The sequence below is a fragment of the Bradyrhizobium sp. SZCCHNRI1029 genome (assembly GCF_032487555.1).
Taxonomy (GTDB): Bacteria; Pseudomonadota; Alphaproteobacteria; order Rhizobiales; family Xanthobacteraceae; genus Bradyrhizobium.
This window is the reverse complement of record NZ_JAUEUK010000006.1, coordinates 396213-421081: the sequence shown is the minus strand read 5'-3', so window position 1 is coordinate 421081 and position 24869 is coordinate 396213. Positions and strand designations below refer to the sequence as shown.

Below are 24869 nucleotides of genomic sequence, written 5' to 3'. Positions count from 1 at the left end.
CGGGCTCCTCGGCTTGCCGGGGAGCCCGGATGATTTTGATGAAGCGTGTGGCGGTGCCGGCCACGTTCGTTTCGGCCGCTGGCCGAGCGCGATACCGGATCCGCCACCGAACATGCTGGGGGCATTGCGCCGATGTTGGCGTCCACGGTCACCGGCGCGCTGCAGGAGCAGGGGCGCGCCAAGGTCAATCTGACCCTGCGGGTCGTCGGCCGCAGGGTCGACGGCTACCATGATCTCGAAAGCGTCGTTGCTTTCGCCGACTGCGCGGACCAGCTTACGCTGGTGCCGGGCCCGGAGCTGAGGCTGACGACAACCGGGCCGCTCGCGGAGGCCTGCGGCGAGACCACGGACAATCTGGTGCTGAAGGCGGCGCGGCTGCTTGCGGAGGCCGTTCCGGGCCTGAGGCTTGGCGCCTTCACGCTGGAGAAGGTGCTGCCGGTCGCCGCCGGCATCGGCGGCGGCTCGGCCGATGCCGCAGCGGCGCTGCGGCTGCTGGCGAAGCTGAATGGCCTGTCGCTGGACGACCCGCGTCTCACTGCGGTCGCCTTGAAGACCGGCGCCGACGTGCCGGTTTGCGTGCCCTCGCGCGCCTGCACCATGACCGGCGTCGGCGAGAACCTGCAGCCGCTCGCGCTTCCCGTCCTGCCCTGCGTGATGATCAATCCGCGCGTGCCGGTGGCGACCAAGGACGTGTTCCAGGCGCTCGGCCTCAGGCCGGGCGATCTGCTGGTCGGCGTGACGGATGTTCTCACGGCGCCGTCCTGGCCTGGTGCCGGAGCGTCGGTCAGCGACTGGATCGAGACGCTGAGCCAGGTGCGCAACGATCTCGAGCCGCCAGCCTTGAAGGTGCAGCCGATCATCGGCACCGTGCTCGACGCTCTCCGTGCGAGCGCCGGCGTGCTGCTGGCACGCATGTCCGGCTCTGGCGCCACATGCTTTGCGATCTACGGCAGCGAGGTCGACGCGAAGGCCGCCGGCGCAGAGATCGCCGTCGCGCACCCCGAATGGTGGGTGCATGCGGGGACGTTGAGTTAGTCGTAACTACTTACTAGCGGCGAGCGGCTTCCCGATACAGCGCCCTCTTCCCTTGTGGGAGAGGGCATCGCCGGCTCATCCACGTACTGGGTTGGGTGAGGGGCATCTGTCCGCGGACGCCGCGCTTGCTGAGGCATACCCCTCACCCAAGCGAGCTTGTTGCTCTGTCCTGCATGCCCCCTCCCACAAGGGGCGAGGGCGCATTAACCCACACCGCCTGCGCCGGGGCATGACATCACGAAGGGCAGGCCCCGATTCACCAACTAATGCGACCTGGCCAAACAGAACGCCACCACCTGCTCGAGCGCGGTCTTCATCGGTGACGCCGGAAACAGCGCCAGCGCGTCGACGGCCATGGCGCCGTAGTGATGCGCGCGGCTGATCGTGTCCTCCAAGGCGCGATGCTTGTTCATCAGCCCGATCGCATGGTCGAGATCGTGATCGCTGATCTCGCCGCGCTCCAGCGCCTTGATCCAGAAGGCACGCTCGCTGTCGCTGCCGCGGCGGAACGCCAGCACCACCGGCAGCGTGATCTTGCCCTCGCGGAAATCGTCGCCGACATTCTTTCCGAGCTTGGCGGCCTTGCCGCCATAGTCGAGCACGTCGTCGACGAGCTGGAAGGCGATGCCGAGATTCATGCCGAAGGACCGCGAGGCGGTCTGCTCGGCCTTGGGCCGATCGGCGAGCACCGGCCCGACCTCGCAGGCCGCGGCGAACAGCTCGGCGGTCTTGCCGCGGATCACGGCGAGATATTCGTCCTCGGTGGTTGCGGTGTTCTTGGCGGCGGCAAGCTGCATCACCTCGCCCTCGGCAATCGTGGCGGCGGCGGCCGAGAGAATGTCGAGCGCGCGCAGCGAGCCGACCTCGACCATCATGCGGAACGCCTGGCCGAGCAGGAAGTCACCGACCAGCACGCTGGCCTCGTTGCCCCACAGCATGCGCGCCGACAATTTGCCGCGGCGCATTTCGCTCTCGTCAACCACGTCGTCATGGAGCAGCGTCGCCGTGTGCATGAACTCGACGGCCGCGGCGAGCTTGACGTGACCGTCGCCGGTGTAGTCGGTGAGATGCGCCATCGCCAGCGTCAGCATCGGTCGCAACCGCTTGCCGCCGGAGGAGATCAGGTGGTTTGCGACCTCCGGGATCATCGTGACGTCCGAGCCGGTGCGCGACAAAATCGTAGCGTTGACCCGTTCCATGTCGGCTGCGACCAGCGCGACCAGCCCATCGATGGAGGCTCCCGATGGACTCTCGAAAGGTACGATAACCGCCACTCTGGTCTCCGATTTTGCTATGCTCGAAACGACAATAGAAACTGCGGCCGCAGGCGGCAAGGGCAGACACGGAACCTTGACCCGAGCCTTCTTGACCAAGCCTGGTTGACCCAAGCCCTTCTTGACCCAAGCCCGCATGGAGACATAACGATTGAAGGAATTGGTTCGGACCAATGATATCGTGCTGGTTTCGGCGATCGGGGCGCTGCTCGATGGCGCCGACATCCATCACCTCGTGCTCGATCAGAACATGAGCATCATCGAGGGCTCGCTCGGCATCCTGCCGCGCCGGATCCTCGTGCATGAGGACGACAATCTCCAGGCCCGGCGGCTTCTCACCGACGCCGGGCTGGCGCATGAGCTGCGCCCTGATGAGTGACGCTGTCGACATCTCCGAGGACGCCGTGCTCGGCGGCCAATTGCGGCTGCGGCAGCCCACGACGGGCCATCGCGCCGGCCACGACGCAATCCTGCTGGCGGCGGCGACGGCCGCGCGTTCGGGCGAGCGGGTGGTCGATCTCGGTGCCGGCGTGGGGACGGCCGGGCTGGCCTTGGCCCGGCGCGTGGGCGGTCTCGGCTTGACGCTGGTCGAGCGCGAGCCGGATCTGGCGCGCCTCGCGCGCGACAACGCACGCGCCAATGCCTTGCCCGCGGAGGTCGTGGTGCTGGACGTCGCCGCGGACGCGGCCGCTTTCGCGGCCGCAGGGCTCGGGCCCGACAGTGTCGACGTCGTGCTGATGAATCCGCCGTTCCACGATGCCGCGCGTCACCGTGCCTCGCCCGACGCCGCGCGCGCGACCGCGCACATGGCAACGGCGACGACGTTGGAGATCTGGACGCATGCCGCGCGGCGGATGCTGAAATCCGGTGGCGTGCTGACCTTGATCTGGCGGGCCGATGGTTTGAGCGAGGTTGTCGCGGCGCTGGCGCGCGGCTTCGGCAGTCTTGCCGTTCAACCGGTTCACGGCCAGGCGGGCAAGCCGGCGATCCGTATCCTGGTCAGGGCCGTTAAGGGAGGGCGGGCGCCGACCCAGCTTCTCGCCGGAGTGGTGCTGAATGAGGCGGCAGGCGTGCCGAATGATGAGGCCGTGCGGGTGCTGTCGGGGCAGGGGGCGCTGGCCTTGAGCACCCCCTGAACGGTTGGTCGTGGTCGGGCGTTATTGCGTCTGAGCTTCGGACTGGCGTTCGGTTACCGTCGTGAACCGGATCGCAGTCAATAGAGTACCGATCAGCAGCATCAACAGGTAGACCTTCATGTATTCCTCCGCCGCACTCTGCACCTTGGCTCGCCGTGCGATTGCCCAGGAGATTGCAAGGCTCGTTCCAGCCCTTTGAATGGCAGCGGCGCGATAAAAAGTGGTTAATCCGAGGTAACAGGATGGTGGACAATTTGACACAACCCAGCGATGCAGCCGGGCTCTTCGATCGGCTGAAGGCGCTGCTTCCGGCGCGGCTGCGCGGCGTACCGGTGGTACCGGTCGTCCGCCTGTCCGGCGTGATCGGCGCGGTGACGCCGCTGCGGCCGGGCCTGACGCTTGCGGGCGTCGCCAAGGTGCTGGAGCGCGCCTTCTCCATGCGCAACGCCAAGGCGGTGGCGCTGGTGATCAATTCGCCCGGCGGCTCGCCGGTGCAGTCGCGCCAGATCTACTTGCGCATCCGTCAGCTCGCGGCGGAGAAGAAGCTGCCGGTGCTCGTGTTCGTCGAGGATGTCGCGGCCTCCGGCGGCTACATGATCGCCTGCGCCGGCGACGAGATCTTCTGCGATCCGTCCTCGATCCTCGGTTCGATCGGCGTGGTCGGCGGCTCGTTCGGGCTGCAGGACCTGATCAAGAAGATCGGCATCGAGCGCCGGCTGTATACGGCCGGCGAGCACAAGGCGATGCTCGATCCGTTCCTGCCGGAGAATCCCGACGACGTGGCGCGGCTGAAGAAGATCCAGCGCGAGATCCACGCGCTGTTCATCTCGCTGGTCAAGGAGAGCCGCGCGACCCGGCTGAAGGGCGCCGACGATGTGCTGTTCACCGGCGAGTACTGGGCCGGCGACAGCGCCGTCACGCTGGGGCTGGCGGACGCCATCGGCGACCTCCGCGCCGTCCTGCGCACCCGCTTCGGCGACAAGGTTGCAACGCCTGTCGTGGCGCCGGCGTCCGGCCTGTTGTCGGGTCTGCTCGGCCGCCGCGCCGCGGGCGCCGGCAGCCTGGGATTCGGCTGGACGGGGCTGGCCGAGGAGGTGATCTCCGCGGCCGAAACCCGGGCGATCTGGGCCCGCTTTGGGTTCTAGACTGGGGGCGCGCCATTTCGCCCCTCGCAATCCGGATTGCGGGGGGAACCGGGATCGGCGACAATGGGATTCGGGGTGGCTCTGTTCATGAACGAGGATCGACCAATGCCGCCGTTCGTTGCTTTCGCGGGTATGCTGGGCGGGCTTGCCGTGGTTCGCTGGGCCTACAAGGCCGCGCAGAAGATCAACCGCGAGCTCGAAGAGGCGCGGCTGTCGCGCGTCGCCGAGGCCGCACAGGCCGCTGAGATCAAGACTCTGCGCCGCGATCCCGTCACGGGCGCCTACCGGCCGGGCTGACGCGAGCCGCTGATCTTCGAACGACGGCACGTCGCCGCCGTTCGGAGACCCTATTGCCTTGATTCCTGATGGTCCCGCCGATACGGTCCGCGCGCTTTTCCGACGCCTGCGAAAGACCGATATCGACGATGGACTCGCTGCCTCCGCACATGCGCCCCGAACGTTCGTTCCAGGGCTTCATCCTGGCCCTGCAACGGTTCTGGGCCGAGCAGGGCTGCGTGATCCTGCAGCCCTACGACATGGAGATGGGGGCAGGCACCTTCCACCCGGCGACGACCTTGCGCGCGCTCGGGCCGAAACCGTGGAATGCCGCCTACGTGCAGCCGTCGCGGCGGCCGAAGGACGGCCGCTACGGCGAGAACCCCAACCGGATGCAGCACTACTACCAGTTCCAGGTGATCATGAAGCCATCGCCGCCGAACCTTCAGGAGCTGTACCTGAAGTCGCTCGGCGCGATCGGCATCGACGCCGCCGTGCACGACATCCGTTTCGTCGAGGACGATTGGGAGAGCCCGACGCTGGGCGCGTGGGGGCTCGGCTGGGAGTGCTGGTGCGACGGCATGGAGGTGTCGCAGTTCACGTATTTCCAGCAGGTCGCGGGCTTCGAATGCGCGCCGGTCGCGGGCGAGCTCACCTACGGCCTCGAGCGCCTGGCGATGTACGTCCAGGGCGTCGACCGCGTCTATGACCTCAACTTCAACGGCCGCGACGGCGACGCCAAGGTCACCTATGGCGACGTCTTCCTGCAGGCCGAGCAGGAATATTCGCGGCACAATTTCGAGCATGCCGACACCGACATGCTGTTCGAGCAGTTCAAGATGGCCGAGGGCGCGTGCCGCAAATATCTCGCCGCCGGCTGGCAAGAAAATGCAAAGCTGGGCAATCGCCGGGAACATCAGATGGCGCTGCCGGCCTACGACCAGTGCATCAAGGCCAGCCACGTCTTCAACCTGCTCGACGCCCGCGGCGTCATCTCGGTCACCGAGCGCCAGAGCTACATCCTGCGCGTCCGCGAGCTCGCCAAGGCCTGCGGCGAGGCCTGGCTGCATACGGAGGCCGGCGGGGCGGGAGTTTGAGTCAATATCGACGCGGGAAGTGACTCTTCGACCCTCCCCTGGAGGGGGAGGGTCGGCACGCGATCGAGCGAAGCGAGATGCGTGCCGGGGTGGGGTGATCTCTCGGCTCGGGCACTGTTGATGATGGATAGACTGTCACCCCACCCCGATTGCTCATGCTTGCGCATGAGCAATCGACCCTCCCCCTCCAGGGGAGGGTGGCACTGCGCTGGTGGGTGGAAGATGTGATCACCCTCACTTGGTGGAGGATTGATCGCAGGCGAGCGGAGTGGGGTGAAGGTGCCAGATGGGCAAACGGCCGATCAGCGACTTCAAACGCCGAACCGCGAAACGGCTGCGCGAAAACACGACGGCGGCCGAAGACATTCTGTGGCGTCACCTGCGGCGCCTCGAGATCGAAGGGACCCATTTCAGGCGACAGGTCGTCATCGGTCCCTACGTTGCAGATTTTGCCTGCCTGGCTCGTCGCCTCATCATCGAGGTGGACGGCTCGCAGCACGGAGAGGATGCGAACATCCAGCGCGACGAGGCCCGGACGCGTTGGCTCAACTCGGAAGGCTATCGCGTTTTGCGATTTTGGAACAACGACGTTATGACCAGGACTGAGGCGGTGCTCGAAGCCATTCACACGGAGATCGCGGTCACCCCACCCCGCCTGCCCTTGGCAGGCGACCCTCCCCCTCCAGGGGAGGGTGGTTCTTCGTGCAGAGAGACTTGAGATATGCCTGATCTTCTCCTCGAACTGTTCTCCGAAGAAATCCCCGCGCGGATGCAGGCCAAGGCGGCCGACGATCTGCGCCGCATGGTGACCGACAAGCTCGTCGCCGAGGGCCTCGTCTATGAGGGCGCCAAGGCGTTCGCGACGCCGCGGCGGCTGGCGCTGACCGTGCACGGCATCCCGGCGCGGCAGGCTGATCTCAAGGAGGAGCGCAAGGGCCCGCGCGTCGGCGGCGCGGATGCCGCGATCCAAGGCTTCCTCAAGGCCACCGGCCTGTCCTCGATCGAGGAGGCCACGATCCAGCGCGATCCGAAGAAGGGCGACTTCTACGTCGCGCTGATCGAGAAGCCCGGCCGCGCCACGCTCGACGTGCTCGCCGAGATGCTGCCGGTGATCGTCAGGACCTTCCCCTGGCCGAAATCGATGCGCTGGGGCAAGCGCTCGGAGCGACCGGGCGCGCTCAACTGGGTGCGGCCGCTGCACGCGATCACTGCCACGTTCGGCCTGGAGACCGAGGAGCCGGACGTCGTCAGCTTCGCCGTCGACGGTATCGAGGCGGGCCAGACAACATTCGGCCACCGCTTCATGTCGCCGTCGCCGATTTCGGTGCGCCGCCTCGAGGACTATGAGGCCAAGCTGCTCGACGCCAAGGTCGTGCTCGATCCTGACCGGCGCAAGGACACCATCGTTACCGACGCCAAGCAGCTCGCTTTTGCGCAAGGCTATGAGCTGGTCGAGGACCCCGTGCTGCTCGACGAAGTCGCGGGCCTGGTCGAATGGCCGGTGGTGCTGATGGGCTCGTTCGATCCGGAGTATCTGAAGGTCCCCGGCGAGGTGATCCGCGCCACCATCCGCAACAACCAGAAATGCTTCGTGGTGCGCGACCCCAAGACCGGCGGGCTGGCGCCAAAGTTCATCCTGACCGCGAACATCGAGGCGACCGACGGCGGCAAGACCATCATCGCCGGCAACGAGCGCGTCATCCGCGCCCGGCTGTCGGACGCGAAGTTCTTCTATGAGACGGATCTGAAGACGAGGCTCGAGGACCGCCTGCCGAAGTTCGAGCAGATCGTGTTCCACGAGAAGCTCGGCACACAGGCCGAACGCATCGCCCGCATCGAGAAGCTCGCCGCTGAGATCGCGCCGCTGGTCGGCGCCGATGCTGCGAAGACCGCGCGCGCCGCCAAGCTCGCCAAGGCCGACCTGCTCACCGAGGTCGTCGGTGAGTTCCCGGAAGTGCAGGGGCTGATGGGCAAGTACTACGCGCTGGCCCAGGGCGAGGACGCCTCCGTCGCCGCAGCCTGCGAGGAGCACTACAAGCCGCAGGGACCTGGTGATCGCGTGCCGACCGACCCGGTATCGGTGGCCGTGGCGCTCGCCGACAAGCTCGACACGCTGGTCGGATTCTGGGCGATCAAAGAAAAGCCGACGGGATCGAAGGACCCGTATGCGCTGCGTCGCGCGGCTTTAGGTGTGATCCGGATCATCTTGGAAAATAATCTCCGACTTCACCTCGCTAGTATCTGCGGGCCTTGGTTTTTCCAACTGGCTACGGCAATTCGCGCGCGCGAAGTGGGGAACGAAGTGAAGCAGGTGGAGAGTAGTGAGAAGCCTGGGTTCACTACGTTTGTTGTGCGGGTGGATGCGGAAACGTTTGGTAGACGCAGCGTCCCAGTGGCAGTTGTCGATCTCATCTCATTCTTCGCCGACCGTCTGAAAGTGCAACTTCGTGAGCAAGGCGCCCGGCACGATCTTGTCGATGCCGTTTTCGCGACATCACCTTCCCCTTGGTGGCGGTCGGATGCCGTGAGAAGTGGTGCAGCCAAACTTGATCTCATCGAAGCAGCCGGCAGCCAGGAGGCCCTGGATCGTGAGCCTCCGCCGGAAGAGGAGATGAAGGATGACCTGCTGATGGTCGTGCGCCGCGTTGAGGCGCTCGGAAAATTCCTCGACAGCGACGACGGCAAGAACCTGCTTGCCGGCACCAAGCGCGCGTCCAATATCCTCGCGATCGAGGAGAAGAAGGACAAGCGCAAGTTCGACGGCGCGCCGGATGCTGCGCTGTACAAGCTCGATGAGGAGAAGGCGCTGGCGAAGGCGATCGGCGAGGTCGCTGCGGAAGCGGGTGCTGCCGTCGCCAAGGAGGACTTTGCCGCCGCGATGCGCGCGATGGCGAAGCTGCGCCCGGCGGTGGATGCCTTCTTCGACAGGGTGAAGGTCAACGACGACGATCCAAAGATCCGCGAGAACCGGCTCAGGCTGCTGAACGAAATCCGCAGCGCCACGCGTGCGGTCGCGGACTTCTCCAAGATCGAGGGCTGAGAGTGGACCGGCCGACGCTCGCCGCCTATGACCGTGAGGCGGCGGTGTTCGCGGCCGACTGGCATGCGCAGCCGGCGTCGGCCGATCTCCACGACATCGTCAGGCGCTTCTTCGTGTTCGGTGGCCGCACCGCGGACATCGGCTGCGGCAGCGGCCGCGAGGTCGGCTGGCTGAATGCCAACGGGTATCCTGCGGAAGGTTTCGACGCGTCGGAGGGACTGCTGGCTGAAGCGCGCACGCGCTATTCGAACGCGTCGTTCACGCGTGCCGAACTGCCCGCTCTCGCCAACATCGCGGATGCAAGCTTCGACAACGTGCTGTGCGAGACCGTGCTGATGCATCTCGATCGCAGCGACGTGGTGCCGTCGGTGCGGCGGATGCGCGCGATCACGAAGCCCGGTGGCGTCCTGTATCTGAGCTGGCGGGTGACGGAGCAGGCCGATCAGCGCGATGCCCACGGCCGGCTCTATGCGGTGGTCGACCTCGCAACCATCCGCGCACTCTTTGAAGCTGATACGAGCCTGCTCGATGAGGAGGTGGTCAGTGCCTCCTCGGGCAAGGTCATCCATCGCCTGGTGGTGAAGACGGCTGCCTGAGCGCAAAGTGCGCCCTGGCTCACAGCAGGCGTCGTCGGTCGCCCCTGGATCGCGTCGCGACGCTTGCGATGACGGCGAAAAAAGTAAGCCCCACCCGGCGGGGGGAACCGGGCAGGGCCTTTCACATCTGGCCGCTTGCGGGGGCGTTGGCGACCAAATGCAGCTCTATAACTACTCAACAACCTGAATGATCCGCCGGGATCGCGGTTCGACCAGAACAGTTTCGCCGTTGACCACGGTGTAACGGTAAGGTGTCGCACCGAAGCGCTGAGGAACGTCGTAATATGTAACACCGGACTCTGGCAGCACGGTGCCAACAACGACGCGATCGGGGATCACATAGTTGGGAACACGCTCGCGGACGACATATTCGCGAAACTCCGGCCGTCGCTCGACCGTGATCACTGGAGCGTCCTCCTCGACCACGACGCTGCGGCCGACGCCCGTGGTGTAGGATTGCGCCTGTGCGGCCGCCGGAATCACGAGTGCGGCCACGAGGGCGGCAAGGGTGAGATGGGTTCGCATGGACGGGACTCCTGAGCTGTTGATCGCTGAGAGAGACCGGCGCGCGCCGGCATCTGCTCCCAATGCCGGCAACAGGTCATCGTTCCGCGCAACGCCACGTGGAACCGGCGGCATTTTTGCGGCAGATCCAGCGGTGGGGGAACCGGAACTCGTGCCGTGCGTCTCCTATTCCGCCACGATGGGCCAGGATAAAGTCCGGCCAAATCGAATCGCCCCAGCCTCGTCCTTCAATCATTCAGAGCTCGTCGATGACCCTGACCGTTGCCCATATCTCGCCGATCATGTCCGTGATCGCCGGCGTCCTGATCCTGATCATGCCGCGCCTCTTGAACCTGATCGTCGCGATCTTCCTCATCCTGAACGGCCTGATCGGCATGGGCCTGCTGAAGTGGCTCCACTTCTAGTCCCAGGTTCTAGTCCCAAGGTCGGGAACCCCCGAGCTTGCGCCGCAGCGCCCAAAGTGGTGTAAGGCGCGCGATTTCTCCTCCCATTTGCGGATCGAAGCACCTCATGGCCAAAGCGGTAGCGAAGTCTAAGAAAGTTACAGCGAAATCAAAGCCTTCCAAGCCCGGCAAGGCCAAGACCGCAGCACTCGCTCCACCGCGCAAGGCGCTCAAGACGGCGTCGAAGCCCGTGGCCAAGGCCCCGGCCAAGGTCGCGCCCAGGTCTGTACCGAAAGCGCCAGTGAAAACCGCTCCGAAGAAGCCGGCCAAAACGGCTGCCAAGCCGGTCGCCAAGGCCGCGAAGGCGTCGGCTGCCAGGGCCCCGGCCAAGAGCGCGGTCACCGCGATCAAGCCGAACAAGTGGGTCTACACCTTCGGTGACGGCAAGGCCGAAGGTAAGGCCGGCCTGCGCGACCTGCTCGGCGGCAAGGGCGCCAATCTGGCCGAGATGGCCAATCTCGGCCTGCCGGTGCCTCCGGGCTTCACCATTCCCACCTCGGTCTGCACCTACTTCTACGCCAACGACAAGACCTACCCGAAGGAGCTGCAGTCGCAGGTCGACAAGGCGCTCGACTACATCGGCAAATTGACCGGCAAGAAATTCGGCGATCCGGAGAACCCGCTGCTGGTCTCGGTGCGCTCCGGCGCCCGCGCCTCGATGCCGGGCATGATGGACACCGTGCTCAATCTCGGCCTCAACGACCAGACGGTGGAAGCGCTGGCACAGCTGTCCGGCGACCGCCGCTTCGCCTTCGACAGCTATCGCCGTTTCATCACGATGTATTCGGATGTCGTGCTCGGCTTCGAGCACCATCATTTCGAGGACATCCTCGACAGCTTCAAGGACACCCAGGGCTATCAGCTCGACACCGACCTCTCCTCCGAGGACTGGGAGATGCTGGTCGGCAAGTACAAGGACGCCGTCGCCCACGAGACCGGCAAGGACTTCCCGCAGGACCCGCACGACCAGCTGTGGGGTGCCATCGGCGCGGTGTTCTCATCCTGGATGAACGCGCGCGCGGTGACCTATCGCAAGCTGCACGACATCCCGGAATCCTGGGGCACCGCCGTCAACGTCCAGGCCATGGTGTTCGGCAACATGGGCGACACCTCGGCCACCGGCGTCGCCTTCACCCGCAATCCCTCGACCGGCGAGAGCAAGCTCTACGGCGAGTTCCTGATCAACGCGCAGGGCGAGGACGTCGTCGCCGGCATCCGCACCCCGCAGGACATCACCGAGGACGCCCGCGTCGAGTCCGGCTCCGACAAGCCGTCGATGGAAGTCGCGATGCCCGACGCGTTCAAGGAGCTGACGCGGATCTACACGCTGCTCGAGAAGCACTACCGTGACATGCAGGACATGGAGTTCACGGTCGAGCGCGGCAAGCTGTGGATGCTGCAGACCCGCAGCGGCAAGCGCACCGCCAAGGCGGCGCTGCGCATCGCGGTCGAACTCGCCAATGAGGGCCTGATCTCGGAGAACGACGCCGTGCTCCGCGTCGACCCGGCCTCGCTCGATCAGCTCCTGCACCCGACCATCGATCCCGCCGCCAAGCGCGATGTGGTCGCGACCGGCCTGCCGGCCTCGCCCGGTGCGGCATCGGGCGAGATCGTGTTCTCCTCGGACGAGGCCACCAAGCTGCAGGCCGACGGTCGCAAGGTGATCCTGGTCCGCATCGAGACTTCGCCGGAGGACATCCACGGCATGCATGCTGCCGAGGGCATCCTGACCACGCGCGGCGGCATGACCTCGCACGCCGCCGTGGTCGCGCGCGGCATGGGCAAGCCCTGCGTCTCCGGCTGCGGCACCATCCGCGTCGACTACGGCCGTGGCACGATGAGCATCGGCGGGCGCACCTTCAAGACCGGCGACGTCATCACCATCGACGGCTCCGTCGGCCAGGTGCTGGCCGGCCGCATGCCGATGATCGAGCCGGAGCTGTCCGGTGAGTTCGGCACCCTGATGGGCTGGGCGGACGCCGTGCGCGAGACCGGCGTGCGCGTCAACGCCGACACGCCGGAGGATGCGCGCACCGCCATCAAGTTCGGCGCCGAGGGCATCGGCCTGTGCCGCACCGAGCACATGTTCTTCGAGGAGACCCGCATCCGCACTGTGCGTGAGATGATTCTCTCCGAGGATGAGCAGGAGCGTCGCGCCGCGCTCGCCAAGCTCTTGCCGATGCAGCGCGCCGACTTCGTCGAGCTGTTTGAGATCATGAAGGGGCTTCCCGTCACGATCCGTCTGCTCGATCCGCCGCTGCACGAGTTCCTGCCGCACACCCAGGCCGAGGTCGAGGAAGTCGCGCGCGCGATGAACACCGATCCGCGCCGCCTGGCCGATCGCGCCCGCGAGCTGTCGGAGTTCAACCCGATGCTCGGCTTCCGCGGCTGCCGTCTCGCGATCGCCTATCCGGAGATCGCCGAGATGCAGGCGCGCGCGATCTTCGAGGCGGCGGTCGAGGCCGAGAAGCGCACCGGCGAGGCCGTCGGCCTCGAGGTGATGGTGCCGCTGATCGCGACCAAGGCCGAGTTCGACCTGGTCAAGGCGCGCATCGACGCGATGGCGCAGGCCGTGATCCGCGAGACCGGCGCCAAGCTGGAGTACCAGGTCGGCACCATGATCGAGCTGCCGCGCGCAGCCCTGATGGCCGGCCAGATCGCCGAGGCCGCCGAGTTCTTCTCGTTCGGCACCAACGATCTGACGCAGACGACCTACGGCATCAGCCGCGACGACGCCGGCAGCTTCCTCGGCGCTTACGTCGCCAAGGGCATCCTCGAGATCGATCCGTTCATCTCGATCGACCGCGAGGGCGTTGGCGAGCTGGTCAAGATCGGCGTCGAGCGCGGCCGTGCCACCCGACCCAACCTCAAGGTCGGTATCTGCGGCGAGCATGGCGGCGATCCCGCCTCGGTGGCGTTCTGCCACAAGGTCGGCATGAACTATGTGTCGTGCTCGCCCTACCGCGTGCCGATCGCCCGCCTGGCCGCTGCGCAATCCGCGCTCGGCAAGGAGATCGCGAGCCAAGCCTGATCCTGCTGCGATCGATCTGATCTGACGAAGGCCGGCACATGTTGCCGGCCTTTTTCATTGGTGAGGGTTCGTCGCGATGCGGCGCGCACGTGACGCAAGGTGCACTTCTTCTCCACCACTGCCGTCATTCCGGGGGCGCTCCGGAATGACGAGTGGAGAGAGCGAACGTCGCAGGCCGATGGAACACTCCGCCTCATGATGTGCAGATGATTTTCATTCACCGCATCTGTTGACTGAATGTTCACCCGTTCTCGTCGGTGCGCCGTTTACCAAGCATCTCGATCGCTCGGCGCTCTGCAACTTCCCCGCTTGCCTGTTTCACAATTGCAACGCGGATTAACTCCTCGGCAACCTAAACCCGATACGAAGAGAGAAGATCGAATTGCACGGAAGCACTGTCGTTCGGTCGATCCAGTAAGCGTTGCGTTGAGCGTATCGATGTTAGTTCTGCGTCCCGATCCGAAGGGCGCGCGATTTGCGTCCTTCGGACTCGGTCTCTGCGTCTTCGCTCTGATGCCGACAGAGACCGGGTATCAAGACATCGCTTCTCTGCTCGCCCGCCAGCCGGGCGTCGCCGAACGCTGGCAGAAGCGTGTGTTCTCGGCTGCGGCCTCCATTCAGCTCGCCACCTATAGTTTCAGTCGTCCGATCGGAACCTCGGCGCCGCAGGCGGTGAGCATCCGCCTCGCAAGCCTCGATGGGCGCGATCTCGACATCACCGGATCGACGCCGCGCAATCCGGCGCTGCAGGTTCCGCCGCGCTATCAGGCCTCCGATTTTCCCAAGGTCGACCGCACGCTGAAGGGCGATCGTCTCGTCGTGCGTCCCCCGACGCCGTCGGCGCAGCCGACCGAATCGGCCGCGCCCGTCGAGCCCGCGCCCTCCGAGCCCGCACCCACGCCATCGACACAACCGGATTCGAATTCCTCGGTGTTCGGCGCCAAGACGACGGAAGCGCCGGCGCAGGCGCCGCTCCCGCAGCGTTCTGCACTCGATCCCGAATTGCAGGAGGCGCTGAGCGCGCCGCCGCTCGTGCAGTACGACGCGGCGAAGTCCGAGATCCAGCCATCGGGCGAGCTGAAGCCTGCAGCCGATCAAATCCTGGTGGACGGCGCCGTCAGCTATGACGGCCTCACCATCAAGACGTCGAACCTCTATTTCGGCACGTCGTCGCTGGGCGGTGCTGCCGGCACCATGGAGACATGGCTGCCGGGCGAGGCGCCGCTGATCGTGATGCCGGATCCGGACCTCAAGCCGATGGCGGTGCTGTCATCGCCGGCGGACGATGCGGCCAAGGCCGGCAATGGCGGCGAGAGCATCGCGCCGAAAGGCGAGGTCAACGCCGACAATCAGCGCGACAGGACTCCGGCCGAACGGTTGGGGCTCACGGACGAGAAGGCGCGCTTCAAGTCCGAGAAGTGTCTTGCCGAAGCAGTCTATTTCGAATCCCGCGGCGAGGCGGTGCGCGGCCAGATGGCCGTGGCGCAGGTCGTGCTGAACCGGGCGTTCTCCGGCTATTATCCGACGACGGTGTGCGGCGTCGTCTACCAGAACAAATACCGCCACTTCGCCTGCCAGTTCACCTTCGCCTGCGACAACAATCCGGATGTGATCCGCGAGCCCGAGATGTGGGATCGCGCCAGGAAGATCGCGAAGGCCATGCTGGACGGGCTGATCTGGCTGCCGGAAGTCGGCAAGTCGACCCACTATCATGCCTATTGGGTGCGGCCGTCCTGGGTCGCCGAGATGAAGCGCATGTACAAGTTCGGCGTTCACACCTTCTATCGGCCGAAGAAGTGGGGCGACGGCAGCGACGCGCCGAGCTGGGGCACGCCGCAGCAGACCGCGGCCATTTCGGCCGAGCTCACCGAGGCCGCCAAGAGCGAGGCCGAGAGCAATCCGAACTGGACGCGGCGCTAATCATCTAGCGACGCGTCGCATTCCACTCGAGAAAGCGGCGATACAACTCGGTCTGGCGCGCCTGGTCCGGCGGCGTTGCGGCCGCCGGCTTTGCCGTGACAGGAATGCGCGGGGACGGTGCGGCGGCCGCGACCGGCTTCGACGGTTTAACGGTGGCCGTAGTGGCCGCCGGAATCCGTGTCGTCCCATCGAGCCATTCCTGCGCGGCCCGGAACCTGGTCCAGCCGGCGACCGGCGCGCGCGGCGCCATCTCCTGCCATTTCGGATGGAAGGGAGGCCGCTGCAGCTGCGACATGCGCGAGAACAGCGACTCGACCAGCAGCGACAGCCGGCGATCGCGGTCGCTTCCCGGCTGCCAATTATACGACGCCAGGATTGCCTCTGCTGCGATCGTTTCCACCGACTCGGAATTGGAGATCAGGTTGGGGTAGTCGTCCGCGGTGAGCTTGGATGGAAGGTAATCCTCGCGCAAGGTCTTGTCGTAGCCGACCGGGACGAGATGCAGATTGGCATCCGTGATCTGGCTGAGCCAGGGCACCGGCTTGCCGTCGACCGCAATCATCGCGTCGATCTCCCCCTTGCGCAACATTTCGAGCGCGATGCGCGGCTCGATATAGAGCAGATGCGGCTTGATCGCGAGCCGCTCGAACACGTTGATCGCGGTCACGAAGGTGCTGCCGTCCGGCAGGTCGACCGCAACGGTCTTGCCGTCGAGCTCCCGCATGGTGCGGATCGATCGCGGTGCCAGAACATGCATTTCCTCGTTGAACATCTTGGTGACGTAGACGAGCTGATTGCGGATGTTGCTCGCGAAGTCCTTGCGTTCGAGATAGGACAGCGTGTCCTTGCGCACGATTCCCACGTCGACGCCCTTGAGCATGAGGATGTCGGCCACCGCCTGAACCGAGCCGCTGCCGAGGACCGGCATGACCCGCAGGTTGATGCCGTCATTGAGGACCGAGGCGACGTCGGCGCCCATCTGCGAATAGGTGCTGCCATACGAGCCCGTCATCAGGCTCACCGTATTGGCGTTGAGCTGGCTCGCGAGATCGCGCTTGGCCGAGGCATAGCGGAAGATCGCCTTGAAGGAATCGCTGACCGCACCCGGGTCGATTCCGCTGCGCACAGGCCCGAACCGTTCCCAATGGCCATCGACGAAACGCTTCATCTGCATCTGCTCGATCGGCGCGTGGTCGCTGGCGCTGGTATTGGCGACGATCCCGGGAATCAACATGGGAATTGGCGTCCCCTTCAAGGAACGCGCCTGCCTCATGATGTTGTCGCGGGAGAAGTCGTCGCCGCAATTGCGCAGGACCGCAACCATCAGGTTGGCAAGCGCGTAGCCCACGATTCCCAAGCTGTTGTTCTTGCTGATTGCAGGCGCGTAGCGATCCATGAACGCGGACCACTCGGCGAAGCCGGGATCGCCGCCCTGCACACCGCCCTCGTACAGGATGGTGGCGGAAAGCAGTCCTTCCGCGTTCTGCAGGCCTGCAGGCTGCAGCACGGTGGCAACCGAATCCGAAACAGTGGGGATGATGTGCTCGGGTCTCCAGCCGAGCTCGGCGAGGCGGCGGATCGCGAGCACCGTGAATTTCGGGGTGCTGACGTCGACCAGGATGTTGGCTCCGGCGGTCTTCAGCTTCGCGATCTGCTGATTGATGTCGGCATCGGTGACCGCGTAAGCCGCTTCCGCGACGATCGGCAGCTTGCCGCCGAGCCCGTCCTTCAAACCCTTCAGATAGTCCTTGCCGAACTCGTCGTCTTGATAAAGCACACCGATGCGCGCGCCACCGGCATGTTGCTCGAGCAGATATTGCGCGTGAATATGAGCTTCAATCTGGTAGCTGGGTTGCGCTCCCATGGTCCAAGGATAGTCGCGAGGCTGATCCCAGATCGAGGCGCCGGAGCCGACGAACAATTGCGGTATCCTGTTCGCGTTGAGATAAGGCCGCACCGCCGCGCTGGTCGCTGTTCCAACGCTCGCAAAGATGACGTCGACCTTGTCTTCCTCCACCAGCCGTCGTGTCAGCTCCACCGTCTTCTGCGGATTATAGCCGTCGTCATAGGAGATGTAGGTGATCTTGCGGCCCCTGATCCCGCCCTCGTCATTCACCTTCTGGAAATAGGCGGAGATGACCTTGCTCACGCTGCCGTAGGCGGCCGCCGGCCCGCTGTAGGGCGTCGTATTGCCGATCCGGATCTCGCCCTCGGCAGCACGCGCCAGGCCTGGCACGGCGGCAAGCACGAGGAGCAACGCCACGGTCGGAGAACCCGGCGCGCCAAGCAGCCAAGGACCACGGGGCGCCGACGACAAGGCCGATTGCAACAGACGATCAAACATTCCCATCATGGACCTCATCACGCAACACAACACTTTGCGGGGACGCGCGTCGCCCGCACGACACCATCGACCAGGATCCGGCGGTCCGCGCCCCGCCGCAATTCCTGCGCAGCGACCGGCGTGAGACCGCGCTGGATCACCCGGTTTCGAAGCCCGGGTCACTCGAGCCGCCGTCGAGCCTCGAGTGACCCGAGTTCGGCGGCTCTCGCGTACCAGGCGCGGGCCTTGGCCGGATCGGGCGCGACGCCAACGGCTTTCAGGTTGGACAAGATCGCGGGGTCATAGGTGCCGGCCAGCGTCAGTGATGCTTCGGCGTCCGCTTCCGCGACATGCGCCAGGATCAGGCGGGCACTCGCAACGTCGCCCGCGCCGATGAGATCGCGTCCGCGCTTCAGCATTTCGCTGATCTCGTTCTTGGTCAGCGCAGACGCGGCCGCCGGTGCAGGGCTCCTGGTCGCGATGGTCCGAGATGCTTTCGGCGGAATTGACTGCGGGGTCTCGCCTCCGCCCGGAGCCGGCTTGACGATCGGGACCGACGCCAAGATCGAATCGGCCCGTCCGATCGTGTGCGCCGCGGCGTCCAGCGATGCTTGGCCGTCATCGGATTTCGATTTCCCCGCTGTCCCGAAGTTTCGGGGAGACGATGAAGCGGTGGCTTCAGACTTCGTAACTGTTTCAATGTTCGGAGCCTGCATGATGCGCACCGCAAAGAACGCGAGGCACGCAAGCGCGGCCGCTGCGGCACCGAACCGGAAAACAGAATCGAATTCGAGCCGTTCGGGCGGAGGTGGAGGCATCACGACGGGATCGAGTGAAGGGATCTGCCAGGATCGGTCCGCTTCTGCTGGCGCCATTGGCATCGGCGCATCGTCAACCGCTGAAGCGGTTTGCCACCACGGCCGGGAGAGATCGGTGGCCGCATCCTCATCAGGCTCAGACGGCGCATGCGCGAGGCTGTTGGACAAAGCGGCAGGCTTTGCCGGGCGCCAACGTTCGCTCTGCGCATCACCCACGGTGATCCGCGATCCGCTACTCCGCAATAAGGAACTCATCCTCAACTACTCCTGCGGACACGCGCCATCGCGTCGCCCCGCAACACTCCCTGGACCGTTTGGCGCCTTTCTGTTCGGCGACTCGGCTTCCAAATCGGCGGCGAGACCGATGACCGAATCTATGGCCATGCCAAGCGTTGAATCGGCGATCTGGCAGCCGTGAATTCCCATTTCCTCGTCAGCAGGACGGACAAAACGCGCGCTACTACTTGAGCACCGCTAAATTTCGACCATCTCTTTTTCTTATTTGTACAGGTTCCGCGGTTCTTTTGCCGAAATCATGGCGAACCTGTCCAGCCATTTAGTTGGTGCTGGTAAATGCCGTCGGCGCCGGGGCGCACGAGATAGTGCGGCGGCGTCTGGCCGAGAACGATCTGAAACCATGGCGCAGGAGCATGTGGCGTATACCCACAGATCGATGCGAATTAGTCGCGCGCGTAGAGGATGTGCTCGATCCGTGCGGCAGTCGCATCAGCGTCAGCCGGTGATCTGCATCGACGAAAGGCCTCGTCCAACTCATTGGCGAGGGCCGCTCAGATCGTGCGCGTGATGACTACGAGCACCAGCGCAACGGTACGGCCGATTTGTTCGTCCAGCGCCCGCGGATCAATGGATGCACGCGGCCGACACGGCACGCACTAATTACATCGTGCCTGCCCCCAAATACCGGCGAGGCAGCAAATAACAACGAGTCGTAATATCTGTATTGGACGACGATGGCTGCTTCGTCATGAGCACCGTCATTCCGGGACAAGGCCGCAGGCCCTGAACCCGGAATGACGGTGATCACGAATGACGGTGAAAACGCGACTGCCGAGCTCCGTCGTGACGCAGTCGGATCAGCTCTTGCTACGCGCTCAACGGCCGCGACTGCCGCGCCGTCGGCCGTGCCGCGAGCTCGTCGGCGATCTCGCGGGCAGCGGCCAATGTGGTCATCGTCCGCTGCGCGAAACTCGGATTCTCCGCGGGGCAGTCGGCGCGGCAATGCGCGCCGCGGCTCTCGCGCCGGCTCCAGGCCGCGGTGGCGATCAGCAGCGCGGCGCTCGCCATGTTGCGCAGCCTCGGGCTGCCGGCGTCGCGCTCCATCCTGGCAATCGCGGCGATGGCCTCGGCGAGCCTCTCCTCGTCGCGGATGACACCGAGCTGGCTCGTCATCATCTCGCGCAGCGACACCTGCGCTGCGCCCGCGCAGGATCCGGCCGGATCGGCGAATGCAACGTGCTGCAGGGTGGAGGACGCGGTCAACGTCCGGCCGGAGATGTCGTCGGCAATCCGCCGGGCGAACACCAGCGCCGCGAGCAGCGCGTTGCCGGCGATGTGGTTGGCGCCATCCGTTGCCGTCGCGGCGACTTCACCTGCCGCCCAGAGCCCCTCGATCGAGCTGCGGCCCTGCGCGTCGACCGCGATCCCGCCCATGTGGAAATGCGCCGCCGGCGCGACTGGAATCGGCTGGCGGGTCGGATCGAGCCCCGCGGCGACGCAGGCCCGGTGCAGCATCGGATAGCGCTCGGCGACGTCGTCATCGAGCACGTCGCGCGCATCGAGAAAGGCGCCGCGTCCAGCGATGATCTCGGCCATGACGCCGCGGGCCACCGTGTCGCGCGGGGCAAGATCGACCAGCGGATGGCGCGGCAGCATGAAACGCTGGCCGCGCCGGTTGATCAGGATCGCGCCGGCGCCGCGCAGACTCTCGCTCACAACCGGCGCCGGATCGTGACCGGCCATCATCGCGGTCGGATGAAACTGCACGAACTCCGGATCGGCAATCACCGCGCCAGCGCGGGCGGCGATGGCGAGGCCGATGCCGGTGGCGTGCGGCGGATTCGTGGTCGCCGCGAACAGCCGGCCGATGCCGCCGGTGGCCAGCACGATTGCCGGCGCCGTGATCAGCATCGGCGCGGCCGCGTCGTCATCGGTCGGCCGCAGTTGCAGGCCACGCACCGCGCCGTCTTCCGTCAGCAGCGCGTCGGCGACATGGCCCTCGATGATGCGGATCGAGGGCGTCGCGCGCACGGCTTGCGACAGCGCGGTGATGATCGCCTGTCCGGTGAAGTCCCCGCGAACGCTGAGAATCCGTCGCGCGGCGTGCGCAGCCGCACGAGACGTCGCGAGCCTGCCGGCGTGATCACGATCGAATGCCACGCCGAGACGGACCAGGTCCTCGATTGCAGCCGAGGCATCGCGCGCGAGCGCCAGCGCCGCCGTCGCGTCGACCAGGCCGCCACCCGCGGCGATCATGTCGGCGGCATGGGTATCGGGGCTGTCGCCGGATGACACCGCTGCCGCGATGTCGGCCTGCATCGTCGTACCGAACGAGGCCTCACCCAATGAGGTCGCGGAGATCAACGTGACCGGCTGCGGGGCGAGCTTCAGCGCGCAGAACAGTCCGGCAACTCCGGCACCGACGATCACGACGTGGCCGGATGTCTCGATCTGATCGTGGTCCATGTGCTGTCCAAATTCCACATTCCGTGCGCATGTGTACCGCGGTACCTGTTAGTTCTTCTTCAGAGACTTCCTTCGCTGTTTATCGGTGTTTGGCGACAAATAGCGGCCGTTCTGAAGGTCGCTCCCGCACAGGATGAATCGTCGTTTGCGACTCGCGCATCAGGACGTTTTCGCGCGGGGACAAAGACGCATGAGCGAGTTCCGGTGTCGGAACTCGCTTCGGATGACACTTGCTCATGACTGGCCGCCGCATCGAAATTTTTCATGACTGGGTTCCGCTTTTGAGCTTGGGAGTTCAATGCAAATGCATTAACCGGAGAGGCGCGGCGGACAGCGACCGCGGCAGGGGAGGACACTGATGTCGGTACAGGCAGGCGATCTCGGTACGGTGTCCCGCAATCAGGGCTGGCGCACGCCGGTGGTCATCATCGTGTGCGGCTGCGCCATTGCGCTGCTGAGCTTCGGTCCGCGCTCCAGCTTCGGCTTCTTCGTGCAGCCGATGAGCCGTGAATTCGCCTGGGGACGCGACGTGTTCGCCCTCGCGGTGGCGGTGCAGAACCTGTTGTGGGGACTCGGTCAGCCGCTCGCCGGCGCGATCGCCGATCGTTTCGGCGTGATGCGCGTCATCTGTGTCGGCGCGCTGCTCTATGCCGGCGGCCTGCTGATGATGCGCTATTCCAGCTCGCCGCTGTCGCTGAACATCGGCGCCGGCGTGCTGGTCGGCTTCGGCCTGTCGGGCTGCTCGTTCAATCTCATCCTGTCGGCCTTCAGCAAGCTGCTGCCGCCGGAGCGCCGCGGCGTCGCGCTCGGCGCCGGCACCGCGGCCGGCTCGCTCGGCCAGTTCCTGTTCGCTCCGTTCGGCGTCGCGCTGATCGACCAGTTCGGCTGGCAGAGCGCGCTGATGGTGTTCGCAACGCTGATGCTGTTCATCGTGCCGCTGTCGCTCGCCGTGGCGACGCCGCCGGCAGCCGAGGCCAAGCCGTCGGAGGCCGAGCAGCAGTCGTTCACGACCGCGCTGATGGAGGCGTTCGGCCACCGCTCCTACGTGCTGCTGGTGCTCGGATTCTTCACCTGCGGCTTCCAGCTCGCCTTCATCACCGTGCACCTGCCGGCGTTCCTGGTCGATCGCGGCCTGTCGGCGCAGGTTGGCGGCTGGGTGATCGCGGCGATCGGCCTGTTCAACATCATCGGCTCGCTCAGTGTCGGCTGGCTGCAGAGTCGGCTGCCGAAGCGCTACATCCTGTCCTTCATCTATTTCACGCGTGCGCTGGCGACGCTCGCCTTCATCTCGTTCCCGGTCACGGCGGCTTCCGCGATCGCCTTCGGCGCGGTTTCCGGGCTCGCCTGGCTCTCCACGGTGCCGCCGACCTCGTCGCTGGTCGCGATCATGTTCGGCACCCGCTGGCTCGCCACGCTCTATGGCTTCGCCTTCGTCAGCCACCAGGTGGGCGGCTTCCTCGGCGTCTGGCTCGGCGGCATCGTGTTCGAGCGCTACGGCTCGTACACGCCGATCTGGTGGCTGTCGATCCTGTTCGGCGTGTTGTCGGCGCTGATCAACCTGCCGATCGTCGAGAAGCCGGTGGCGCGCGCCGTTCCCGCGACGTGAGTTGCGCGGCCGATCCGATCGGCTAAACATGGCGTGAGACGAAGAAAGTGCAGGGAGTGCGGCTGTGGGAACGTTCAAGGCGATCCGGATCGACAAGGCGGACAAGGGAACGACCGCGACGCTGACGCAGTTCGATGAAGCCGAACTGATGGACGGCGACGTCACCGTGAAGGTCGAGTGGTCGGCGCTGAATTACAAGGATGGGCTGGCGCTGACCGGCAAGGCGCCGGTGGTGCGCCGCTTCCCGATGATCGCGGGGATCGATTTCGCCGGCACGGTCGAGCAGTCCAGCCATCCCGACTGGAAGCCGGGAGATGCCGTGATCTGCACCGGCTGGGGCATGGGCGAGACCCATCTCGGCGCCTATGCCGAGAGGGCGCGGGTCAAGGGCGACTGGCTGGTCGGCCTGCCGCAGGGGCTGTCAGCCCGGGACGCGATGGCGATCGGCACCGCCGGCTTCACCGCGATGCTTGCGGTGCTCGCCCTGGAGAAGCACGGGCTGACGCCGGCGAGCGGGCCGGTGGTGGTGACGGGCGCGGCCGGCGGCGTCGGCTCGGTGGCGACGGCTGTGCTCGCCAAGCTCGGCTACCATGTGATCGCCTCGACCGGCCGCTTGGCCGAGGCCGACTATCTCAAGTCGCTCGGTGCCGCCGAGATCATCGACCGCAACGAGCTGTCCGGGCCGGCCAAGCCGCTGGCGAAGGAGCGCTGGGCGGGCGGCATCGACAGCGTCGGCTCCAATACGCTCGCCAACCTGCTGGCGATGACCAAATATGGCGGCGCCATCGCCGCCTGCGGCCTCGCTGCCGGCATGGATTTGCCAACGTCGGTGGCGCCGTTCATTTTGCGCGGCGTGTGCCTCCTCGGCGTCGATTCGGTGATGTGCCCGCTGCCGGCGCGCAAGGCGGCCTGGCAGCGCCTCGCGACCGATCTGGATCGTGCAAAACTAGCTGAAATCACTCACGAAATCGCCTTGGACCAGGTGGCGTCGCTGGGGCCGCAGATCCTCGCCGGCCAGGTCCGCGGCCGTACGGTGGTAAGAATATCCTGAGGACGTTCAGACTTTTCAAACCATGCTGCTCCATTGTTGCCATGGTTGGTATGGTAAGCATGGGGTAAAGATACCGCCTTACCCGCTGCGTGGGGTTAAGTGGGAGTTTGATGCATGCTCGCGCGTATATTGCTGGGGACCGTGACTGCCGGTGCCGTGATTGCTCCTGCGATGGCGGGTTCGATGACAGCCGACGAGGCCCGCAAATTCGTCGCCGGAAAGGTGTTCGCCTTCACCTGCGTCGACGGCACCCGTGGCGCGGGCCGCATTCTGGACGACATGGGCGCGGCCGGTGCGGTGCAGTTCTCCGGCTCGGGGCCGGTGCGTCACATCCGCCTGCCGGGCAATACCCTGCAGATTCGCGGCCAGAATGTCTGCGCTGCCATCAAGGGCATGCCGTTCGAACCGTGCTTCAACCTCGACAAGAAGGACGATCGCAGCTTCCGCGGTTCGGTCTCCGGGCTCGGCGCCTTCGCCTATTGCGACTTCCAGCACCAGGGCGGAGCCACCATGCTGATGGCCCGCGCCGTGGCGCGGCCGCGCGCCGCACGCGCTGCTGGACCCGCGGCTGACGGCTCCCACACCGAAGTAGCGGCGCGGGTCGAGACCCCGCGGGTGGAACGCAGCAAGGTGGAACCCTTGAAGGCAGATGCCGCGAAGTCCGCCAAGGCGGAAAGTTCCAAGACTGAGAACATGAAGGCCGAAAACGCGAAGACTGAAATTACCAAATCCGATAACGCGAAGTCGGATGCGGCGCCGGAGCTGCGTCGCTCGACCGATTAGTTGTTAGTTCACCGATCATTGAAAAACCGGTTCCCTATTATCATAGAGTAATTTTTTAAGCTGACCG

20 protein-coding genes are annotated in these 24869 nt (G+C 65.5%); 15 read left to right on the top strand and 5 right to left on the bottom strand.

All coding sequences use genetic code 11. The features are described 5' to 3' along the window. The first annotated feature begins 132 nt into the window (after positions 1-132). The gene (locus QW861_RS19725; protein WP_316175984.1) at positions 133-1035 is read left to right on the top strand and encodes a 4-(cytidine 5'-diphospho)-2-C-methyl-D-erythritol kinase; all 903 of its coding nucleotides are present in this window, start codon (positions 133-135) and stop codon (positions 1033-1035) included. 263 nt (positions 1036-1298) lie between these two features. Here the strand turns inward: QW861_RS19725 and QW861_RS19720 are convergent, their stop codons facing one another. Beyond that, positions 1299-2309 carry a polyprenyl synthetase family protein gene (locus tag QW861_RS19720; RefSeq protein WP_315717243.1) on the bottom strand — a complete coding sequence of 337 codons (1011 nt, stop codon included), beginning with the start codon at positions 2307-2309 and terminating at the stop codon, positions 1299-1301. A gap of 151 nt (positions 2310-2460) precedes the next feature. Between QW861_RS19720 and QW861_RS19715 the strand changes: the two genes are divergently transcribed. From QW861_RS19715 to QW861_RS19680, 8 genes are all read left to right on the top strand, one after another. Continuing rightward, positions 2461-2688 carry a DUF2007 domain-containing protein gene (locus tag QW861_RS19715; RefSeq protein ID WP_006613556.1) on the top strand — a complete coding sequence of 76 codons (228 nt, stop codon included), beginning with the start codon at positions 2461-2463 and terminating at the stop codon, positions 2686-2688. Next, positions 2681-3445: a tRNA1(Val) (adenine(37)-N6)-methyltransferase gene (locus tag QW861_RS19710; RefSeq protein ID WP_316193411.1), complete on the top strand. Its 765-nt coding sequence runs from the start codon at positions 2681-2683 to the stop codon at positions 3443-3445. Before QW861_RS19715 ends, QW861_RS19710 begins: the two co-directional genes overlap by 8 nt. A gap of 242 nt (positions 3446-3687) precedes the next feature. Continuing rightward, positions 3688-4590: a S49 family peptidase gene (locus QW861_RS19705; RefSeq protein ID WP_315717239.1), complete on the top strand. Its 903-nt coding sequence runs from the start codon at positions 3688-3690 to the stop codon at positions 4588-4590. 105 nt (positions 4591-4695) lie between these two features. Continuing rightward, entirely contained in the window at positions 4696-4887 is a 192-nt protein-coding gene (locus QW861_RS19700; RefSeq protein WP_315717238.1) for a hypothetical protein, read from the top strand. A 128-nt stretch (positions 4888-5015) separates the two neighbouring features. Continuing rightward, positions 5016-5963 carry a glycine--tRNA ligase subunit alpha gene (locus QW861_RS19695; protein WP_315810692.1) on the top strand — a complete coding sequence of 316 codons (948 nt, stop codon included), beginning with the start codon at positions 5016-5018 and terminating at the stop codon, positions 5961-5963. A 286-nt stretch (positions 5964-6249) separates the two neighbouring features. Beyond that, positions 6250-6681 carry an endonuclease domain-containing protein gene (locus QW861_RS19690; protein ID WP_315826963.1) on the top strand — a complete coding sequence of 144 codons (432 nt, stop codon included), beginning with the start codon at positions 6250-6252 and terminating at the stop codon, positions 6679-6681. Between the two features lie 3 nt (positions 6682-6684). Then, positions 6685-9003: a glycine--tRNA ligase subunit beta gene (gene glyS / locus QW861_RS19685; RefSeq protein WP_316193410.1), complete on the top strand. Its 2319-nt coding sequence runs from the start codon at positions 6685-6687 to the stop codon at positions 9001-9003. Between the two features lie 2 nt (positions 9004-9005). Continuing rightward, positions 9006-9599 (top strand): class I SAM-dependent methyltransferase, encoded by a 594-nt coding sequence (locus QW861_RS19680; RefSeq protein ID WP_316193409.1) that lies wholly within the window; start codon positions 9006-9008, stop codon positions 9597-9599. Positions 9600-9770: 171 nt separating this feature from the next. Here QW861_RS19680 and QW861_RS19675 read toward each other — a convergent pair whose 3' ends face one another. Next, positions 9771-10124, bottom strand: coding sequence for a DUF1236 domain-containing protein (locus tag QW861_RS19675; RefSeq protein ID WP_315717233.1), 354 nt, complete (start codon positions 10122-10124; stop codon positions 9771-9773). A 248-nt stretch (positions 10125-10372) separates the two neighbouring features. Between QW861_RS19675 and QW861_RS19670 the strand changes: the two genes are divergently transcribed. From QW861_RS19670 to QW861_RS19660, 3 genes are all read left to right on the top strand, one after another. Continuing rightward, positions 10373-10528: a DUF3096 domain-containing protein gene (locus tag QW861_RS19670; RefSeq protein WP_012042558.1), complete on the top strand. Its 156-nt coding sequence runs from the start codon at positions 10373-10375 to the stop codon at positions 10526-10528. 106 nt (positions 10529-10634) lie between these two features. After that, positions 10635-13598, top strand: coding sequence for a pyruvate, phosphate dikinase (gene ppdK, locus QW861_RS19665; RefSeq protein ID WP_315717231.1), 2964 nt, complete (start codon positions 10635-10637; stop codon positions 13596-13598). Between the two features lie 438 nt (positions 13599-14036). Next, a complete protein-coding gene (locus QW861_RS19660; RefSeq protein ID WP_316193408.1) occupies positions 14037-15518 on the top strand; it encodes a cell wall hydrolase in 1482 nt (493 codons plus the stop codon). A 4-nt stretch (positions 15519-15522) separates the two neighbouring features. On the opposite strand, the gene QW861_RS19655 is transcribed toward QW861_RS19660, so the two are convergent. The 3 genes from QW861_RS19655 to QW861_RS19645 form a co-directional block, all read right to left on the bottom strand. After that, entirely contained in the window at positions 15523-17868 is a 2346-nt protein-coding gene (locus tag QW861_RS19655) for an ABC transporter substrate-binding protein (RefSeq protein WP_316193438.1), read from the bottom strand. 152 nt (positions 17869-18020) lie between these two features. Next, a complete protein-coding gene (locus tag QW861_RS19650) occupies positions 18021-18914 on the bottom strand; it encodes a hypothetical protein (RefSeq protein ID WP_316193407.1) in 894 nt (297 codons plus the stop codon). Between the two features lie 849 nt (positions 18915-19763). After that, a complete protein-coding gene (locus QW861_RS19645) occupies positions 19764-21362 on the bottom strand; it encodes an L-aspartate oxidase (RefSeq protein WP_316193406.1) in 1599 nt (532 codons plus the stop codon). 358 nt (positions 21363-21720) lie between these two features. Between QW861_RS19645 and QW861_RS19640 the strand changes: the two genes are divergently transcribed. From QW861_RS19640 to QW861_RS19630, 3 genes are all read left to right on the top strand, one after another. After that, the gene (locus QW861_RS19640) at positions 21721-22968 is read left to right on the top strand and encodes an MFS transporter (protein WP_316193405.1); all 1248 of its coding nucleotides are present in this window, start codon (positions 21721-21723) and stop codon (positions 22966-22968) included. Positions 22969-23032: 64 nt separating this feature from the next. Next, positions 23033-24019 (top strand): MDR family oxidoreductase, encoded by a 987-nt coding sequence (locus tag QW861_RS19635; RefSeq protein WP_315717226.1) that lies wholly within the window; start codon positions 23033-23035, stop codon positions 24017-24019. A gap of 114 nt (positions 24020-24133) precedes the next feature. Continuing rightward, the gene (locus tag QW861_RS19630; protein WP_315750438.1) at positions 24134-24802 is read left to right on the top strand and encodes a hypothetical protein; all 669 of its coding nucleotides are present in this window, start codon (positions 24134-24136) and stop codon (positions 24800-24802) included. The last annotated feature ends 67 nt before the right edge of the window (positions 24803-24869 follow it).

Excerpts from the sequence above, each read along its gene's own strand:
- QW861_RS19725 (WP_316175984.1), top strand. The coding sequence starts at position 133 with ATGTTGGCGTCCACGGTCACCGGCGCGCTGCAGGAGCAGGGGCGCGCC.
- QW861_RS19710 (WP_316193411.1), top strand. The coding sequence starts at position 2,681 with ATGAGTGACGCTGTCGACATCTCCGAGGACGCCGTGCTCGGCGGCCAA.
- QW861_RS19705 (WP_315717239.1), top strand. The coding sequence starts at position 3,688 with ATGGTGGACAATTTGACACAACCCAGCGATGCAGCCGGGCTCTTCGAT.
- QW861_RS19700 (WP_315717238.1), top strand. The coding sequence starts at position 4,696 with ATGCCGCCGTTCGTTGCTTTCGCGGGTATGCTGGGCGGGCTTGCCGTG.
- QW861_RS19695 (WP_315810692.1), top strand. The coding sequence starts at position 5,016 with ATGGACTCGCTGCCTCCGCACATGCGCCCCGAACGTTCGTTCCAGGGC.
- QW861_RS19690 (WP_315826963.1), top strand. The coding sequence starts at position 6,250 with ATGGGCAAACGGCCGATCAGCGACTTCAAACGCCGAACCGCGAAACGG.
- glyS (WP_316193410.1), top strand. The coding sequence starts at position 6,685 with ATGCCTGATCTTCTCCTCGAACTGTTCTCCGAAGAAATCCCCGCGCGG.
- QW861_RS19675 (WP_315717233.1), bottom strand. The coding sequence starts at position 10,124 with ATGCGAACCCATCTCACCCTTGCCGCCCTCGTGGCCGCACTCGTGATT.
- QW861_RS19670 (WP_012042558.1), top strand. The coding sequence starts at position 10,373 with ATGACCCTGACCGTTGCCCATATCTCGCCGATCATGTCCGTGATCGCC.
- ppdK (WP_315717231.1), top strand. The coding sequence starts at position 10,635 with ATGGCCAAAGCGGTAGCGAAGTCTAAGAAAGTTACAGCGAAATCAAAG.
- QW861_RS19660 (WP_316193408.1), top strand. The coding sequence starts at position 14,037 with ATGTTAGTTCTGCGTCCCGATCCGAAGGGCGCGCGATTTGCGTCCTTC.
- QW861_RS19655 (WP_316193438.1), bottom strand. The coding sequence starts at position 17,868 with ATGGGAATGTTTGATCGTCTGTTGCAATCGGCCTTGTCGTCGGCGCCC.
- QW861_RS19650 (WP_316193407.1), bottom strand. The coding sequence starts at position 18,914 with ATGAGTTCCTTATTGCGGAGTAGCGGATCGCGGATCACCGTGGGTGAT.
- QW861_RS19645 (WP_316193406.1), bottom strand. The coding sequence starts at position 21,362 with ATGGACCACGATCAGATCGAGACATCCGGCCACGTCGTGATCGTCGGT.
- QW861_RS19640 (WP_316193405.1), top strand. The coding sequence starts at position 21,721 with ATGTCGGTACAGGCAGGCGATCTCGGTACGGTGTCCCGCAATCAGGGC.
- QW861_RS19630 (WP_315750438.1), top strand. The coding sequence starts at position 24,134 with ATGCTCGCGCGTATATTGCTGGGGACCGTGACTGCCGGTGCCGTGATT.